16 protein-coding genes and 1 tRNA gene are annotated in these 17,535 nt (G+C 26.1%); 6 read left to right on the top strand and 11 right to left on the bottom strand.

All coding sequences use genetic code 11. The features are described 5' to 3' along the window. Nucleotides 1-27: 27 nt before the first annotated feature. Together secD and H0H60_RS02765 are read left to right on the top strand one after the other, a co-directional pair. Complete coding sequence (gene secD / locus H0H60_RS02760) at nucleotides 28-2,898, top strand: protein translocase subunit SecD (RefSeq protein ID WP_185862636.1); 2,871 nt, start codon at nucleotides 28-30, stop codon at nucleotides 2,896-2,898. Continuing rightward, nucleotides 2,876-3,118 carry a Sec-independent protein translocase subunit TatA/TatB gene (locus H0H60_RS02765; protein WP_185862637.1) on the top strand — a complete coding sequence of 81 codons (243 nt, stop codon included), beginning with the start codon at nucleotides 2,876-2,878 and terminating at the stop codon, nucleotides 3,116-3,118. The genes secD and H0H60_RS02765 overlap by 23 nt, the downstream gene beginning before the upstream one ends. Here H0H60_RS02765 and H0H60_RS02770 read toward each other — a convergent pair. Genes H0H60_RS02770 through H0H60_RS02780 form a run of 3 tightly spaced genes read right to left on the bottom strand, consistent with a single transcriptional unit; the run spans nucleotide 3,112 to nucleotide 7,012 of the window. Further along, the gene (locus tag H0H60_RS02770) at nucleotides 3,112-5,244 is read right to left on the bottom strand and encodes a peptidylprolyl isomerase (protein WP_185862638.1); all 2,133 of its coding nucleotides are present in this window, start codon (nucleotides 5,242-5,244) and stop codon (nucleotides 3,112-3,114) included. The genes H0H60_RS02765 and H0H60_RS02770 overlap by 7 nt on opposite strands. Continuing rightward, nucleotides 5,245-6,513 (bottom strand): hemolysin family protein, encoded by a 1,269-nt coding sequence (locus H0H60_RS02775; protein ID WP_185862639.1) that lies wholly within the window; start codon nucleotides 6,511-6,513, stop codon nucleotides 5,245-5,247. Next, on the bottom strand, nucleotides 6,497-7,012 hold the full coding sequence (locus H0H60_RS02780) for a hypothetical protein (RefSeq protein ID WP_185862640.1): 516 nt from the start codon (nucleotides 7,010-7,012) through the stop codon (nucleotides 6,497-6,499). Before H0H60_RS02780 ends, H0H60_RS02775 begins: the two co-directional genes overlap by 17 nt. Nucleotides 7,013-7,077: 65 nt before the next feature. Between H0H60_RS02780 and H0H60_RS02785 the strand changes: the two genes are divergently transcribed. Further along, a tRNA-Phe gene (locus H0H60_RS02785) sits at nucleotides 7,078-7,150 on the top strand. A gap of 5 nt (nucleotides 7,151-7,155) precedes the next feature. Here H0H60_RS02785 and H0H60_RS02790 read toward each other — a convergent pair. The 4 genes from H0H60_RS02790 to H0H60_RS02805 all read right to left on the bottom strand — a co-directional run bounded on the left by H0H60_RS02790 (nucleotide 7,156) and on the right by H0H60_RS02805 (nucleotide 11,851). Next, on the bottom strand, nucleotides 7,156-7,668 hold the full coding sequence (locus H0H60_RS02790) for an OmpH family outer membrane protein (RefSeq protein WP_185862641.1): 513 nt from the start codon (nucleotides 7,666-7,668) through the stop codon (nucleotides 7,156-7,158). 32 nt (nucleotides 7,669-7,700) lie between these two features. Continuing rightward, nucleotides 7,701-10,172: an outer membrane protein assembly factor BamA gene (gene bamA, locus H0H60_RS02795; protein WP_238784892.1), complete on the bottom strand. Its 2,472-nt coding sequence runs from the start codon at nucleotides 10,170-10,172 to the stop codon at nucleotides 7,701-7,703. Continuing rightward, complete coding sequence (locus H0H60_RS02800) at nucleotides 10,156-10,887, bottom strand: isoprenyl transferase (protein WP_185849738.1); 732 nt, start codon at nucleotides 10,885-10,887, stop codon at nucleotides 10,156-10,158. The genes bamA and H0H60_RS02800 overlap by 17 nt, the downstream gene beginning before the upstream one ends. Before the next feature lie 79 nt (nucleotides 10,888-10,966). Further along, entirely contained in the window at nucleotides 10,967-11,851 is an 885-nt protein-coding gene (locus H0H60_RS02805; RefSeq protein WP_185862642.1) for an NAD kinase, read from the bottom strand. A 130-nt stretch (nucleotides 11,852-11,981) separates the two neighbouring features. Between H0H60_RS02805 and H0H60_RS02810 the strand changes: the two genes are divergently transcribed. From H0H60_RS02810 to aroQ, 3 genes are read left to right on the top strand one after another with little or no spacing between them, the layout of a single operon-like run. After that, nucleotides 11,982-12,929, top strand: a complete 948-nt coding sequence (locus tag H0H60_RS02810) for a GHMP family kinase ATP-binding protein (RefSeq protein ID WP_185862643.1) — start codon at nucleotides 11,982-11,984, stop codon at nucleotides 12,927-12,929. 15 nt (nucleotides 12,930-12,944) lie between these two features. Continuing rightward, the gene (locus H0H60_RS02815) at nucleotides 12,945-13,709 is read left to right on the top strand and encodes a pseudouridine synthase (protein WP_185862644.1); all 765 of its coding nucleotides are present in this window, start codon (nucleotides 12,945-12,947) and stop codon (nucleotides 13,707-13,709) included. Continuing rightward, a complete protein-coding gene (gene aroQ / locus H0H60_RS02820; protein ID WP_185862645.1) occupies nucleotides 13,678-14,103 on the top strand; it encodes a type II 3-dehydroquinate dehydratase in 426 nt (141 codons plus the stop codon). Before H0H60_RS02815 ends, aroQ begins: the two co-directional genes overlap by 32 nt. Here the strand turns inward: aroQ and yihA are convergent. From yihA to fabF, 4 genes are read right to left on the bottom strand one after another with little or no spacing between them, the layout of a single operon-like run. Further along, nucleotides 14,087-14,707, bottom strand: coding sequence for a ribosome biogenesis GTP-binding protein YihA/YsxC (yihA, locus tag H0H60_RS02825; protein ID WP_185862646.1), 621 nt, complete (start codon nucleotides 14,705-14,707; stop codon nucleotides 14,087-14,089). The two genes, aroQ and yihA, sit on opposite strands and share 17 nt — an antisense overlap. After that, nucleotides 14,682-15,476: an alpha/beta fold hydrolase gene (locus H0H60_RS02830; protein ID WP_185862647.1), complete on the bottom strand. Its 795-nt coding sequence runs from the start codon at nucleotides 15,474-15,476 to the stop codon at nucleotides 14,682-14,684. The genes yihA and H0H60_RS02830 overlap by 26 nt, the downstream gene beginning before the upstream one ends. Before the next feature lie 32 nt (nucleotides 15,477-15,508). Continuing rightward, on the bottom strand, nucleotides 15,509-16,270 hold the full coding sequence (locus H0H60_RS02835) for a ribonuclease III family protein (RefSeq protein WP_185862648.1): 762 nt from the start codon (nucleotides 16,268-16,270) through the stop codon (nucleotides 15,509-15,511). Next, nucleotides 16,260-17,522 carry a beta-ketoacyl-ACP synthase II gene (gene fabF / locus H0H60_RS02840; protein ID WP_185862649.1) on the bottom strand — a complete coding sequence of 421 codons (1,263 nt, stop codon included), beginning with the start codon at nucleotides 17,520-17,522 and terminating at the stop codon, nucleotides 16,260-16,262. The genes H0H60_RS02835 and fabF overlap by 11 nt, the downstream gene beginning before the upstream one ends. Nucleotides 17,523-17,535: the final 13 nt, after the last annotated feature.

Raw genomic sequence — 17,535 nt, forward strand, 5'->3', positions numbered from 1 at the left:
TTTTTACCGTAAAATCATGTAAATAGAATGCGTATAAGAAATTTTTTTACGATTTTTATCGTATCCTCACTTACTGTTATTTGTTTATACTACATTTTTTTTAGCCTTTATGTTTATAAATTAGAAAAAGATGCTTATGTGTATTCTAAAGGAAACTTAGAAATCGCAAAGAAATATCTTGAATCTAAAAAAAGAATAGGATTTATAAAATATAATCATTCTAGTGCAAAAAATAAAGTTTTAAATCTAGGCTTAGATTTAAAAGGAGGAATTAGCTTGATTTTAGAAATATCTGAAAAAGATTTATTAAAAAAATTTTCTAATAATCCAAAAAATTCTGTTTTTTTAAAAGCATTAAACCATGCAGATAAAGAAAAAGAGAAAAATCCCAATATCGATTATTTTTCTTCTTTTATAAACTTTTTTTATAGGGATAAAAAAAAATTTCAAACGAATTTTTCTATTTATGATTTATTTGATGTAGATGAAATAAACTACACAGATAAAGAACTTGAAAAGATTATTAGAAAAAAAATAGAACTATCTATTTTGGATACTTATAATATTCTTATATCTAGAATGAATAAATTTGGAGTAGTCCAACCCCATATACAAAGAATCAAGAATTCCAATCGGATTTTAATAGAATTACCTGGAATAGAAAATATAGATAGATTAAAAAATATTTTACAAAAAAAAGCAGAACTACACTTCTTCGAAATATACAATTTTCGAGAAATTCTTCCTTATTTTGAAAGAATAAATCAAATTTATTCAGTAAATGAAAAATTAGAACGATTTGAACAAAATAATTCTTCCTATGCAAGAAAAACTAGATCTTTCATAGAAATATTAAACATTTCCAAAATCAAAAAAATGGATAATAATCTTGTTGTAGGATTAGTCCATAAGAAGGATATAAACAAGATTACCAAGTTTTTAAACTCCATAGACGTTGTAGAATATTTACCATATGCTTTACGAGATGTAAAATTTTTATGGGGATCTAAATCCTATCAATATAATCATGAAAAATATACTCCATTATTTGCTGTAAAAGAAGAAAATAATTCTTTGAATGGGGATATTATTATTAGTGCATATAAATCTTTTGGCCCTTTCAACGAAATATTCATCAATATCAAAATGAATCAAGAAGGAGCTAAAAATTGGAAGATATTTACTGAAAAAAATATTGGACGAAACATAGCTATAATTCTTGATGATTTAGTTTATACAGTACCTTTTGTTAAATCAGTTATTCCTAATGGGATATCTCAAATATCTGGGAATTTATCTTTACAAGAAGCAGAAGATTTAGTTAATATACTAAGCACAGGTAGATTGCCGACTTCAGTCAAAATAATTCAATCAGAAGTGGTGGGTCCTTCTTTGGGAAAGGAAACTATACAAAAAGGAATATTTTCTTTTTGTATAGCTATTATTTTTATATTTATTTGGATGTTTTATTATTATAAAATTCCAGGAATATATGCAAACATCGCATTAATTTTTAATTTTGTATTTATACTCGGTATTCTTATTTCTATTAATTCTGTATTAACTTTTCCTGGAATTGCAGGCATTATATTAACATTAGCAATGTCCATGGATTCGTATGTTCTAATTTATGAAAGAATTAAAGAAAATATAAGAAATGGAATATCTATTTGTTCAGCTATACATAATAGTTACACTTTTCAAGGAGCTTTATCATCTATTATTGATGGACAAGTTACTACTTTATTATGCGGAATTATCTTATTTTTCTTTGGAATAGGACCTATTAAAGGATTTTCTACTACCTTAATTGTTGGAATTATTACCTCTTTTTTTTCTTCTATATGTTTGGGAAAATTATTTTTAGAGTGGCACTTAAATAAGTATAAAAAAATATCCATTAAAATATGGAGTCATAATAAAGTTTCATGGGATTTTTTATCTAAAAGAAAATTTGCTTATGCGATCTCCTTGATATGTATTTTAGGAAGTTTTATCTCCTTTTATTATAAAGGATTAAATCTTGGAATAGACTTTGTAGGAGGTCGTACTTATATCATTCGTTTTGATCGTAAGGTGATCCCAGATCATATTTCTTTTCTTTTATCTAAATATTTTATAGAAAATGGAAAACCTTCTTTTCCAAAAGTGCTTTCTTTTGGAGAAAAAAATAAAATGAAAATAGTAACTAAATACAAGATATGGAATGAAAATAACCAAGTAGATCAAGAAATTTTGGAAAAAATGTTTTTTGCATTAAAACCGTATTTTCGTACTATAGATTTCCATGATTTTAAAACTATAGATAAAGATAAATCTTTAGGAGTATTGTCATCCGAAAAAGTAGAACCTGTTATAGCAAAATATATAACTAAGAATGCTTTTATTTCAATACTTTTGTCTTTATTTGGAATGTTTTTTTATATTTTTATCAGATTTAAAAAATGGCAATTTGGATTAGGAGCTTTAGTTTCTTTGCTACATGATACAATAATTGTACTTGGTTTATTTTCTATATTTCATGAACGGTTTTATGTTTTAGAAATAGATCAAGCTTTTATCGCAGCATTGTTAACGATAATAGGTTATTCTATCAATGATACAGTAATTGTGTATGATAAAATTCGAAAATTTTCAAGTACTGAATCGTTTTCTATGAAAGAAATTATAAATAATGGGATTAATAGTTCTTTAACCAGAACCATGAATACATCGTTTATTACTATATGGGCCATATGTATTATTTTTTTCTTTGGAGGAACTACTATTCGTAGTTTTATGTTAGCTTTGTTATTTGGAGTAAGTATTGGAACTTATTCTTCTATATTTATAGCATCCTCTATTGTATATGATCTTTCTAAAAAAAAAGAAAAAAATGATAAATCCTTTATTTATTAGTTTCGAAGAAAGTTTTTTCATTATTCTCATAGCCATTATTATATTTGGTCCAAAAAAAATACCGGAGATAGCTCGTGGGATGGGAGAAGGAATAAGATATTTAAAAAATGCGAAAAATAAAATTCAGAATGATATAATACGGGGTAATATAGTAGAAAAAAAAAGATCTATTCTCAACAAAGAAAAAAAAATACATTCTTCTTCTATAAAACGTCATTGAAAATGTTTCCTGTAATCTTTTATTATTGATTTTTTGACTAATACATTTCCTATATTTTCTAACATTTTTTTTCTTAAAGAAACATTTAACATTTCTATTTCATGGGAAAAATAAGAAGGGTTCTTAGATGGATAAATATGTCTTGATGGTCTTACAAAAAAAATTCCTCTTTCTCCTAAAATGGGTTTAGATGTTTCATATAATCTTAAAGAAGAGGCAACTCCAACTACTTTTGGTTCTTGATGGTCATTAATCATAGACTCATAAAAGTTTATTTTGTAATTTTTTATGATTTTCTTGGAAAAAAAAGATGCTATTTCTTCTAAATTTAGAGTAAAAAATTTCCTTTTTTCCATATTGGATAAAAGCCTATTTATTTTTTCTCTTTTAAGAAAAGGAATCAAATTATTTTTGATTTCTTCCATAGGAAATCCTTCTTTTTGAATCTTGGAAAGATAAACGATAATATAGTCTTTATTAGAAGTAGAAAAAATATGACAGTCTCCTTCTTTTCTATTTTTATCAAAAGACCAATCAATGATTTCTTTATCGACTTCTGTTTTCAAATCATCTATATCCCATTGATTCGATCTAACATTTTTTAAAAATATAGTTTCATATCCTTCTTTTCTTGCATTATTAATAAATGTATTCAATTTATAATTTTTATTTTTTACAAAAAATTTTCTGATACGACTATAAAGTATATTTTCTGTTTTTTTAGATGGAATAAGAGTTTTTACAATTACAGCAAATTGATAAGCAGGTTGAGGGACACTTTTATTATCTATTCTAATAATATGATAACCGAATTTCGTTTCAGCAAGTCCTATCATTCCCTTTTTATTTTCCGAATCAAAAATATTAAATTTTCCAATAGAATTTTGTTCATGATATTTTAACCATCCCAAACTTCCTTGATTTTTTTTTGCATTAATTAAATCATCAGATTTTTTTATCACTAATTCATCAAATTTAGATGGATTATTTTGAATAATTTTATAAATTTGATTAGCTATCTTCTCCGCTTCTTTTTTAGTTCTTTTATTGGAAGAACGCATAGCATCTTTATGAGAAATCAATATATGACTAGATAAAACAGAATCAGAAATCATCTTTTTTCCAATTATTTTTGCCATCACATATCTATTATCTATAGGTATAGGACCAAACATACTTCCAATTTTATTATTTTTCACAACAAAATTTTGCAAAACAGGAGGAAGATTGTTTTTTAAATAGAAATTGGAATCAAAAGGTTTTTCAGACTGATTTGAAACAAATATAGAATTTTTATTGATCGATTTAAATTTATGAAATAATTTTTTCATTTTATTTTCCATATTTTTTTCATCTTCTAAAGATGGGATCGATCTAAGAATTGCAAAACTAAGACTCCTTAAATTTTCTTTCTTATAAAGAAACTTATGCTTTTTAATAAAATTTGTAATTTCATTTCTTCCTATTAAAAACATGTTATATTTATGTTCTATTTCTGAATAAGGAATGAAAATATAATCAATGATAGAAAAAAAGTTTTTTTCCTTATAATTTAATTCTCCTTCTATTAAAGAAGTATTTAATCCATACATTAACATTTCTACATATTTCTTTGCAAGAATTCTTTTGGGAATACTATTTTTTTCATAAGACCAAATATTCTTTTCTATTTCCATTTGAGAATGGGAAACGGTAGATATATTTTCTAATTTTTTTAAGTATAATTGTAATTTCTTAATATCTAAATTCCCAAAATTATCCTGTAATTCTGGAATATAACTATATATAGATTGTTTAGATATGGCATCCCAAAAATCTTTTTTTGTATTTTGTATTCCTAGTTTCATAGCTTGTTGATTTAACAATTTTTCATGAATCAATAAATTCCAAGTTTCTTTTTTTAAATGGGAATCTGATTCTCCTTGACGAAATTGTTTTAAAAATTGAAAACAATCAACATATTCTTTTATAGAAATATTTTCTCCGTTTACTTTTCCAATAATACTGGATTTTTCAGTAAAAAATTTAAATAAGACATTAGGATCTAATATAAAAGCCACCATAGCTATTCCTATAAGAAAAAATAAAACCCATGTATTTTTTCTAATTTTTTCTAAAAAACTCATCTATAAATTCTTTTTTCGAAGAAAAACTTCCTCTATTTTATTTTTAGAAACTTTTTTTATTTCAATATACAAAGTATCATTAATGATTATTTTTTCTCCATTTTTTGGAATATATCCTGTATGAAAAACAATTAGGCCACCTAAAGTTTCAAATTCTTCGTATTTAGGAATACCTAAGTTATATTTAGCATTAAGAAAATCAATTTCCAGACGAGCAGAAAATAAAAATTCATTATCATTGAATTTATTTTCCACAAATTTAATTTCATCATGTTCATCTTTTATATCTCCGAGAAATTCTTCTAGAATATCTTCTATCGTTATCATCCCAGCTGTTCCTCCATATTCATCTAATACAATGGCTATGCTTTTTTTTTTCTTAATAAGAAGATCCATTATCTCTCGAACAGGAGTAGTTACATGAACAAGTTCTACAGGTCTAATTATAGATTCTATATTCTTTGGTTTCTTTAAAATTTCTAAATAATGAATATATCCTATAATGTTGTCTATATTATTTTTATGAATCAAAATTTTTGAAAGTCCTTTTTCCGTAAATATATGACGAATCTTCTCAATAGAGGAAGTAGATATATTGGAAGAAACAATTTCTTTTCTAGGGACCATACACTCTCGTGCCTTTTTTTCAGAAAAATCTAAAGCTTTATGAAATATTTCCACTTCCGATTCTACTATGCCTTGAATGTTATTTTTTATGTTTTCTGAAACAAAATAACTTAAATCCTCTTTATCAAAAATTTTTGTTTTATCATCTTCTTTTTCTCCTAAAATTTTTAGAAAAACATTAGAAATACAAATAATAGAATTTGTGATAGGATAAAAAATTTTATATAGAATATATACTGGAACAATAAACAAACTTAACAATTCATTGGAATACACACTAAATATCATTTTAGGAATAAATTCTCCAATAATAAGAATAATAGTAGCGGATACTATTGTTTCTAATAACAAAATGCAGAAAGAATTATCGTGAATTAAAAACCATTTAGAAAGAATATATAAAAATAATTTTTCCATATAAATTCCATATATAACCAAAGATATCGTATTCCCAATTAACATTGTCGTGATAAATTTCTTTGATTGTTTAATACTTTCAGAAAGAAGTTTCGAACGCAAAGATCCTTTCTTTTTTTCTAATTCTATTTGAAACAAACTAGAAGAAATTATAGCCATTTCCATTCCAGAAAAAAAAGCAGATATAAGTATAGTAACAATAACTATACTAATATGAAAAATCATAGGATATAGGAAAAATTCCACTAATATTTTTTAGCCTAATTTCTTTGAAATCTTCAGACGCTTCCAATCCATTCATTGCATGTAATATTGTTCCGTCAGAACAATAGATAACTGTAGATAAGTTATTAAATATTTTTTTATGTCTTCTGTTCCAGTATATCTCCTCCGTTTTTAAAAAATCTCCATTTGGATTCATAATGATTATATTTCCTTTAAGATGATAAAAGAATTTTTCAGTTGATTTAACCCAATCTGCACTAAGATAAGTATACTTATTTTTTCCTTTTTCATAAATAAATAATTGCAATCCATTTGGAAACAACGTATAAATAGGATATTCTTCCATAATTGGAGAATAAATGAAAAACCGAACAAGACCTTTTTCTTTATATAAAATACTAGTACGAATAAAAATTCTATAAGGAATATCCTTTCTATTTTTTTTCTTGAAAATTTCTTTTTTTGTTTCATAACAAGAAAAAAGAGAAAGAAATAACAAAAAAAATATACTTATAAAACTTTTTAGTTTTTTACTTATTATTATTGTATTTTTGTTCTTTGGTTGGTATCTTAGCTCAGTTGGTAGAGCAAAGGACTGAAAATCCTTGTGTCCCCGGTTCGATTCCGGGAGATACCATTTAATCAAATACCTAATTCTTTCTTAACTTCTTCCGTTATGTCTACTCCTTTATTAACCAATACCCCTTTACCAGGACTACAATCATCAACTCGTATAATTGTTTGATCTTTATCCATAACTCTGTTAATAGCATTTTCTATTTTTTTATAGATAGGATTTAATAATTTATTTTGTTTTTTAGCTAGATCGTCTGCAGCGTTTTTCTGATATGCGTGAGCTCTAGCTTGTAATATCTCCAATTCTTTTTTAAGAATTGGATTTTTATTTTTCTGAAATTTTTCCGCTTTCTTATGGAATTCTTTTGCTAATTTTTCCAATGTATTCTCATGATTCTTACTTAATTTTTCCAGCTCTTTCTGAGCTACAGAAAATTCAGGCATTTTTTCTACAAGAATCAAACTATTAAGACAAACAATTTTCTGATTACATTCTTTGGAATGTAAAGAGTTTCCTTTTCCAAATATTCCAAACAACAAAAAAAACAATAAGCAATAAAAAATCGTGTTTTTTTTCATATAATTTTTGTATTTATTAATAGTTAATATAATTATAAATCTTGACCTATAATGAAATGGGTTTTCCATTTGGATTTAAGATTTTTTCCATCTATAGGATAACCTATATCTATTCCAAAAAAACCCATTGGTAACCAAAAAAGACGAAATCCAAATCCAAAGGATTTTTTCATTTTCAATGGGTTAAATTCTTGATAAGAATCACTAATATTTCCTCCTTCTATAAAAAAATTGGTCCATAATTTAGATAAATTAGAGAAATCCTTAATCAAATAACGAATTTCTAAAATTGATTTATTATAAATAACTCCACCATTCTTTGGTGTAATATAATCTGGATCATTTATATGAGAAGAATAACCCCTTAATGGAATATGATCTATATTTTCTACTAATTTAAAATTCATCGAATTTTTTATACCTCCCATATAAAATTTTTGAAATGAAAACAAGTTTTTTGTATAATACTTTCCTAATAAACCAAATTCTCCACCTATTTTCATTATCATTTTGTCTATAATTTTTTTATACCAATAAGAATTAATTTTCAATTTAAAAAACTCTACCCATTCGGATCTATTTTCTTTAAATAAAATGGAATGAGGAAGAGTAAATATACTATTCAATTGTATTTTTGATCCTCTTAAAGGGAAAACGAAATCAGGTTCACCTGAAAATCTTTGTAAAGATATTGAATAACTCAAATTATTTAATTTCAATAAATTTTTATCATAAGAAAATTTATCATAATTTATGGATAATTCTATTTTAGAATATGGATCTAAAAAGGTTAGAAGTTTATTTAACTTGACGGAAGTCCCTATTCTTTCTAAAAATCCATCATGAGAAATTTTTTCATTGGATAAAGGAAAAAAATCAATGTCCTCAGTTTGAATTGCATTTTTTTTGGAATACTTTATATTCAAAGCAAGGGAGGTCGGTTTGTCTTTTTCTATCCAAGGTTCTGTAAAAGAAAAACCATAAGATTGAAAATTTTTTCCAAATTGACAAGACAATATTAGTTTTTGTCCATCTCCTTGAGGAATTGGCTTCCATGATTTTAACTTAAAAAGATTGTTAATAGAAAAATTTCCAAAATTTAATTGTAGATTTCCAAGCAGTTTTTCCTTTCCATATCCTCCATACAATTGAATTTGGTTAGCGCTTTTTTCTGTAACACGCCATTCTAGATCTATGGTGTTGTTATTATTTGTTTGTATATAGGGATATATTCTCTTTTTATCAAAAAAATTTAAATTTATTAAACGAAATAAACTAGACTTTATTTTTTTAGGAGAAAAAAGATCACCTGGATAAATGTTTAATTCACGTCTAATAACATGATCCTTAGTAATCGTATTGCCTGATATGTGGACCTTATTTATATATACTGGTTTATTTTCTTCTATTTTTATTTCTAAATGAATTTTATTATCTTCGATCCTTTTTTCTACAGGGACTATTTTTATAAATAAATATCCTAAATCTAAATAATGTGAAATTATACTGGATATATTTGTATTTAAAATGTTATTATTAATTCCATTTTTGTCATAAATATCTCCTTTTTTATAGGATAAAATTTTTCTCAAAGAATCCGTTTTCACAATAGTATTTCCTATAAAATCAATATTTCCTATATAATATTTTTTTCCCTCAATTATCTTAATCTTTATTCCGTAATCTCCCGTATTATTTTTCCATATAGAATCTAAAATAATTTGAATATCTCTAAATCCCATTGATTGATATTTATATCGAATATTTTTGAAATCATCTTTGATATTTTCGTATACAAAATAGGAGGATTTTTCTATGATAGGAATATGGATTTTCTTTCTAGTTTTTTTCATTAGATTAAGTAATGTATTTTTAGAAAGTGATTGGTTCCCATCAAATAAAATATGTTCTATCCCAATTCTTTCTCCTTTTTTTACATATATATTTAATATGTTTTTATGATTATGAATAATGAATTGAGTTGTTATAGTCACTTCAGGATATCCTTGTTTTACATAATGATTTTTAATATCATTTTTGATATTTTGAATCAAATATTCCGGAATTTTATCTCCTGGATGTATTTTTTGTATAATAGGAAATATGGTATTTCCTATTCCTTCAACATTTATTTTATGAATTTCTATTAAATCTTCTAAATCAAAAAATAAATCAATTTCATTTTTAGAGATATTCTTTTTATATATGGATATTTTTCCAAAAAGATTACTCTTCCATAATTTTATGATAGCTTGATCGACCTTTTTTCCAGGTATATAAATTTCTTCTCCAGGAAAAATATGGGATAAACTTGAAACAAAAGAACTGTCATATTTCGTGTTGCCAATAACATAAATATTTTTTACCTTGAATTTATGATTTTCTTGATGGATCTCCATCAAATTACCCGTTATATTTTCTGTTTTAGAATAGGATATGTGCAGAAGAAAAAAAATTAACGAAAATAAGAATACATTTTTGAATTTTTTATCCAACTTTTCCAAAACGACGTTGTCTTTTTTGATAATTTATTATAGCTTTGAAAAAATCTTTTTTACGAAAATCTGGCCATAATACCTTCGTAAAATAAAGTTCCGCATAAGCAGATTGCCAAAGCAAAAAATTGCTAATTCTCTGTTCTCCACTGGTTCGAATAAGAAGATCTACATCCGGTATTTCTTTAGTATATAAATGACTTTTAAAAGAAGAGTTGTCTATGTCTCCCAAAGATAAGTGTCCCATACAAACTTTTTTAGCTATAGTTTTTGTAGCTCTTAAAATCTCTTCTCTAGCTCCATAACTTAATGCTAAAATTAATGTTACAGATGTATTATGCTTTGTTTTTTTTCTAAAAAAAAATAATTCTTCCTGAATGACATCAGAAAATTTTTCTACCTCTCCTATGGGAATAATTCTTACATTACTATCGTGTATTTCTTCTAAATGATTTTTTAAACTAGAATGAAATAAATGCATTAAATTATCTATTTCTTTTTTAGGACGATTCCAATTTTCTGAAGAAAAAACGTATAGAGTCATATAGGGGATTCCTAATTCTTTACATCCATTTATGGAATCCCTCACAGATTGCATTGCATTCTGATGTCCAAAAGTTCTTAATTTTCCTCTTTTTTCAGCCCAACGTCCGTTCCCATCCATAATGATGGCTACATGATGAGGAATATTATTTAAATCTATTTGTTCTAACAAATTTTTCATAAAAAATCATAATCCATCATTTTAATTAACAAATATAAAATAAAATAAAAAGTAAATAAATATGGCCTTCTTATTTTTTTTAATTTCTTTGATCCATCCCCCATAATAATTTTTCTCGTAAAGTTTTATAATATGTATGTTTTTCTTCTTGAAGAAGATATATGTAAAATGGAGCTTTTTTAATGTATAACTCATTATCCTTTTTTAAAGAAGTAAGTCGAGTATCCATAGATAAAGAATAATACTTGACACGACTATGTATTTTTAAATGCACTTTTTGATGATCCGAAATAATTAATGGACGGGAAAATAAATTATGTGGAGATATAGGGGTAAGAACAAAATTTTTATTTCCAGGAGTAATGATTGGTCCTCCGCAACTTAAAGAATATCCAGTAGAACCAGTAGGAGTAGAAATAATCAATCCATCAGCCCAATAAGAAGTTAAAAATTCATTATCGATATAAGCATCGATAGTGATCATAGAAACTGTTTCCTTACGGAGAATAACGATTTCATTTAATGCAAAATTAAAAAATTGATCATCATTCATGATAGAAGTTTCTAACCATAGCAAACTGCGAGGAATTAAATGAAATTTTTTATTAAAAATTTGATCCATTTTTTTTATAAAAACATCTTTGTTAAAAGTTGCTAAAAACCCTAATTTACCTGTATTCACTCCAACAATAGGAATTCCAGAATCTCTAATAAAAGTAATAGCCGACAATATGGTCCCATCTCCTCCAAAAGTGAACATTAAACTAAAATCCTTAGTTAATTCCTTGTGATGAGAAAAAACAGGAAAGTTTATATTTTTAAACTCTTCAAAGGAAGATAAAACATTAAAAAAGGATTTTTCAATGTAAATTTCTATAGAATGACTGGACACATAGCCAATGAACTGATTCATGTATGGGATATTTTTTTTTCCAAATTTTTGTCCATATAGGGCTATTTTCATTATAAATAATTAGTTTAAAATAATTTTATACAAAAAATATAAAAAGAATAACTACAAAATTAATTAACGTTGATCCAAAAAAAAGGATTACTTCATTTTTTGATTAAATTTGTTTCTCTAAAAATAAAAAATGAAACAATCTTTATTTCCTGCTAAAGTTCTCTTATTTGGAGAATACGGAATAATAGAAAATGCTAGTGGACTTTCCATTCCTCATAATTTTTATCAAGGATCTTTGAAATTCCATTCTAATTTATCTTTATCAACTAATAAAGAATTTTTACATTCTAATTCCCAATTGGAAAAATATTATAAATTTTTGTTGTTTTTGGAACAAAAAAAAAAAAACTTGGCAGAAATTGATCTTAAAAACTTATATGAAGATATTCAAAAGGGAATTTCTTTTCATTCTAATATTCCTCAAGGATATGGAATAGGAAGTTCAGGAGCATTAGTTGCCGCTGTTTATGATAAATATGCCAAAAATAAACTTTGTTTAAAAAATAAGAATATAATAATTCTAAAGAAAATATTTAGTCAAATGGAATCTTTTTTCCATGGAAAAAGTTCTGGAATAGATCCATTAATTTGTTACTTAAATCTTCCTATACTCATTCGTTCAGAAACAGATATTTCTTCCATAGGAATTCCTGAAAAGAATAATTTTCAAGGAAAAGGAGTAGGAGCGATTTTTTTAATCGATTCTGGTTTTCCCAGGAAAACATCTTCCATGATAGAATTTTTTTTCGGAAAATTAAAACACGACAGGTTTAAAAAAATATTAAAAGAAGAGTTTATGAAATACAATGAAAAATGCATTGATGCTTTTCTAAAAGGAGACTTCAAGATTTTACTTAAAAACGTTAAATTACTTTCTACTTGGGTTTTTCATCATTTTCGTCCTATGATTCCAAAAAATTTCTGGAAAATATGGGAAGAAGGTATTTTTACTAATCTTCATTATTTAAAATTATGTGGATCTGGAGGAGGAGGGTTTATCTTAGGTTTTACTCCAAATTATGAAATATCTAGAGAAAAATTAAAACAATATGCAACAGAAGTTCTTTTTCGTTTTTAATCAAAAATAATGAAAATGAATCAAAAAAAGATAGGAAAAGAAAAGTTTATCAGATTAAATCATTACTTATCTAATGCTGGTATTGCTTCTAGAAGAGAAGCAGATAAATTAATTCAATCAGGAATCATAGAAGTTAATGGAAAAATCGTCACAAAATTGGGAACTGTTGTACACAGAAGTGATGTCATCAAATTTCATGGAAATAGAATCAAAAACAAGAAAAAAATATATATACTCCTTAATAAACCTAAGGGTTATATTACTTCGACACGTGATCCTTTTAACAGAAAAACTGTCATGAATTTAATTCCAAATTTACAGGATTATAGAATTTATCCTGTTGGGAGATTGGATCGTTTAACTACAGGAGTTTTACTTCTTACTAACGATGGACTTATAACTGAAAAATTAACTCATCCAAAATATAAAGTACAAAAAATATATCTAGTTGTATTGAATAAAACCATACACTATCAAGATTTAGATATAATCAGACAAGGAAAAATATATCTGAATGAAGGAAAAGTAAAAATAGATTTTATCCATCAATATGCAAAAAATATAGTAAAAATTGGATTGCATATAGGATGGAATAGAGTAATTAGACGTATTTTTAAAAAACTTACCTATCAAGTAATTCAACTGGAAAGAGTTCATTTTGGAGGATTTACTAATAAAAATCTTAAAATAGGAAGCTGGTGTTTTTTAAGTAAACAAGAAGTAGATCATACTGTAAGAAATTTATTTCATGAAAAAAATAAGCATAATCAATGGTCCTAATTTAAATCTTTTGGGAAAAAGAGAGCCAGAATTATACGGAACCGTAAATTTTGTAGATTATTTAAACAAACTAAAAAAGAAAAAAATTTTTTCTGATATGGACATCACTTATTATCAAAGTAATCATGAAGGAAAAATTATAGATATTTTACATGCTATAGGTTTTCAATCAGATGGAATTGTTCTCAATGCAGGAGCTTATACTCATACTTCTTTGGGGATTGCTGATGCTATTAAATCTATTCCTGCCCCCGTTATAGAAATTCATATTTCTAATATTCATTCAAGGGAATCTTTCAGAAAAAAATCCTTTTTATCTTCTGTTTGTCAGGGAACTATTTTCGGTTTTGGATTAAAGTCTTATGAATTAGGGATATTCAGTTTTTACTCGTAAAATTTTTTTTATAAATATCATTAAGATTTTGAATATATTGGATGATTTTATCTCTTCCATTTCTATTTTTGATGGATACTTTAAAGTATTTCGGCATTGAAAAAAGGATTCTTTCAATTTGATTTTTACAAAAATCTATATTCTTATTAAGAATCATTGGATGGATTTTATCCGTTTTTGTAAAAACAATGCAAAAATGGATTTGGAAAATTTTCAATTTTTGTATGAAATATAGATCTAATTTCTGCATACATATCCTGCTATCTATCAATAGAAATATATTAACTAGATTTTTTCTATAAAAAATATAATCCATCATCAACTTTTGTGTTTGATCTTTTTTATTTTGACAGATTGAAGAATATCCGTATCCAGGTAAATCTATTAAATACCATTTATGATTGATTAAAAAAGGATTCACGAATTGTGTTCTTCCTGGAGTCGAAGAAACTTTAGCTAATTTCCTTCGATTAGTGATCCAATTAATTAAACTTGATTTACCTACATTAGAACGTCCAATAAAAGCATATTCAGGAAAATTATAAAGAAATAATTGATTGGATTGTATCTTACTTCCTTCAAATTTTACAGAAAAAATTTTCATGATTTAAATTAAATTTAGAAAGCCACTTTTCTAATATTTTTATAAATTCTTGAGGATGTTCCATCATAGGAACATGTCCACATTTATCTATCCAATATAATTCTGAATGAGGTAGTAACCTATGAAATTCTTCCGCGACTTCTGGTGGAGTAACATGATCTTGTTTTCCCCAAATCAAACAAATCGGCTGTTGAATAACAGATAAATCTTTAGACATGTTATATTTCATAGCACTCTTTGCAATATATAAAGTTTTCATCCCCTTTTTTTTATCATTAACAATATGAAAAACTTCATCTACTAATTCTTTGGTAGCTATTTTAGGATCATAAAAAACTTCTTGAGATTTTTTTCTGATATATTCATAATTTTCTCTTTTAGGAACAGCATCTCCAAAAGCTTTTTCAAATAAACCAGAACTTCCTGTAAGAACTACAGAATGTACTAAATCTATTCTTTTTTTTGCGACAATTAAAGCTATATGTCCTCCGAGAGAATTACCTATTAATGTAGCTTTTTCGATTCCTATTTCTATCAATAATTGAATAACATATTTAGATAAGTTAGAAATATTTGTAAGAAATAGAGGCATGTTATAAAGAGGGAGTCTAGGAATAATTACTTTGTATCCTTTTTTTGGAAAAAAATCTAAAAGAGCATTAAAATTACTTAAACCTCCCATCAATCCATGAAGCAATACCAATGGATGACCTGATCCCTCTTTGATATAAGAAAACTTTTTTTCTTTATTTAAAAATGAACATAACATATTATATAATATATATTCACAAATACAAAATATTAAGTATTTTCTTTACATTTTTTTTGAATAATAAAATAAGCAGCCTTTGCAGCCATTTCTTCCGATTTTTTTTTTGAAGAACCTCTTCCTTCCGTTTGAATTCCACATTCAGATATAGTAAATTCAGAAAAATAAGTGATCACATGTTTATTTTTTTCTTCAATTTTTTCTTTTTTCTCCCTAAAAGTGTTGAAATTTATAATAAATTTATTTTTTTGAGACCATTCGATTACCCAAACTTTATAACTAGAAATTTCCTTTTGTAATTGCGTGATATTTACATGATAATGTAATATTTTCTTATAGACAAAATTTTTACAACCTTGATATCCGATCTCCAAATAAATAAATCCTATTAAAGCTTCTAAAGTATTTCCCAATATATTCTCAGATATAATAGGTTGATTCTTTTGAAAAAAGACTTCTGTAAGGGTCAATTTTTTAGAAATTTCATTTAAATTTTTTCTGCATACAATTTTAGATCGAACTTGAGTTAATTCTCCTTCTTTTTTCTCAGGAAGTTTTTCACATAAAAAATGTGAAATAATAGAATTCAATACCGCATCTCCCAAAAATTCTAATCTTTGAAAATATAAAAAATGATTTTTATCCACAGTCTTTTTTTTTGTTGAAAAACTGTAGATGAATACATCTTTCAAAAGTTTTAAATTTTTTGGACAAAATCCTAATATTTTTTCCAATCTACTAACTAAAATAGAATTTTTTTCCTCTTCTTGAAAAAAAATATCATCAGATAACATCTATTTTCTTAAATAAAATACAAACATTATGTCCTCCAAAACCAAAAGTATTACATATGCTAATTTTCACTTCTCTCTTTATTGCCTCATTTGGAGTAAAACTAATTTTTTGATCTATTTTTTTGTCTACATGAAATAAGTTAATAGTTGGAGGTATGATTTTTTTACTTAAAGGAAGTATAGCCGCTATAGCTTCTATAGCTCCTGCAGCACCCAATAAATGACCTGTCATCGATTTAGTAGAATTGATATCAATATTATAGACATTATCATGAAAAACTTTTTGAATAGCTTTCACCTCAGCCAGATCTCCTAAAATCGTAGAAGTTCCATGTGCATTGATATGATCGACTTGCTCATCCCCAATTCCAGCATCTTCTATAGCCGTTTTCATCGCTATAACTATTCCTTTGCCTTCTGGGTGTGGAGCTGTAATATGATAAGCATCTCCAGACATGCCGACTCCCCCTATTTCTGCATATATATTGGCTCCTCTTCTTTTAGCATGTTTGTATTCTTCCAGAATAAGACATCCAGCACCTTCTCCTAAGACAAACCCATCTCTATTCCTATCAAAAGGACGTGAGGCTGTTTTATAATCATTATTTCTAGTGGACAATGCGTGTAGAGCATTAAAGCCTCCTACTCCACTTTGTGTGATAGCTGCTTCAGATCCACCAGTTACCATAATATCAGCTTTTCCTAAACATATTAAATGATAAGCATCTACAATAGCATTAGAAGACGATGCACAAGCGGATACAGTAGCGTAATTAGGACCGTGAAGTCCATAATTCATAGAAATAAAACCGGCCGTAATATCTATAAGCATTTTTGGAATGAAAAAAGGGCTAAATCTAGGATTTTTTCCTCCATTTACATAATCTGAAATAGATTCTTCTAAATTCAAAAGACCGCCTATTCCAGACGCCCAAATAACACCAATACGTTCTTTTTTTTCTTTAGAAAAATTTATTCCACTGTTTTTTATAGCTTCAGATGAGGCTACAATACCATACTGTGCGCAAGGATCCAATTTTCTTTGTTCTTTTTTACTGAAAAAAATATCTGGATCATAATTTTTTAACTCACAAGCAAATTTCGTTTTATATTTTTTAGTATCAAAATAGGTAATAGGTGCGGATCCGCTTTTTCCACTAATAAGAGATATCCAGTATTCTTCTACATTATTTCCTATTGGGGTAATAGAACCAATACCGGTAACTACTACTCTCTTTAATTTCTTCATCATAAATAAAGAAATA

The sequence above is a fragment of the Blattabacterium cuenoti genome, assembly GCF_014251735.1.
In the GTDB taxonomy this organism is placed as follows: domain Bacteria; phylum Bacteroidota; class Bacteroidia; order Flavobacteriales; family Blattabacteriaceae; genus Blattabacterium; species Blattabacterium cuenoti_C.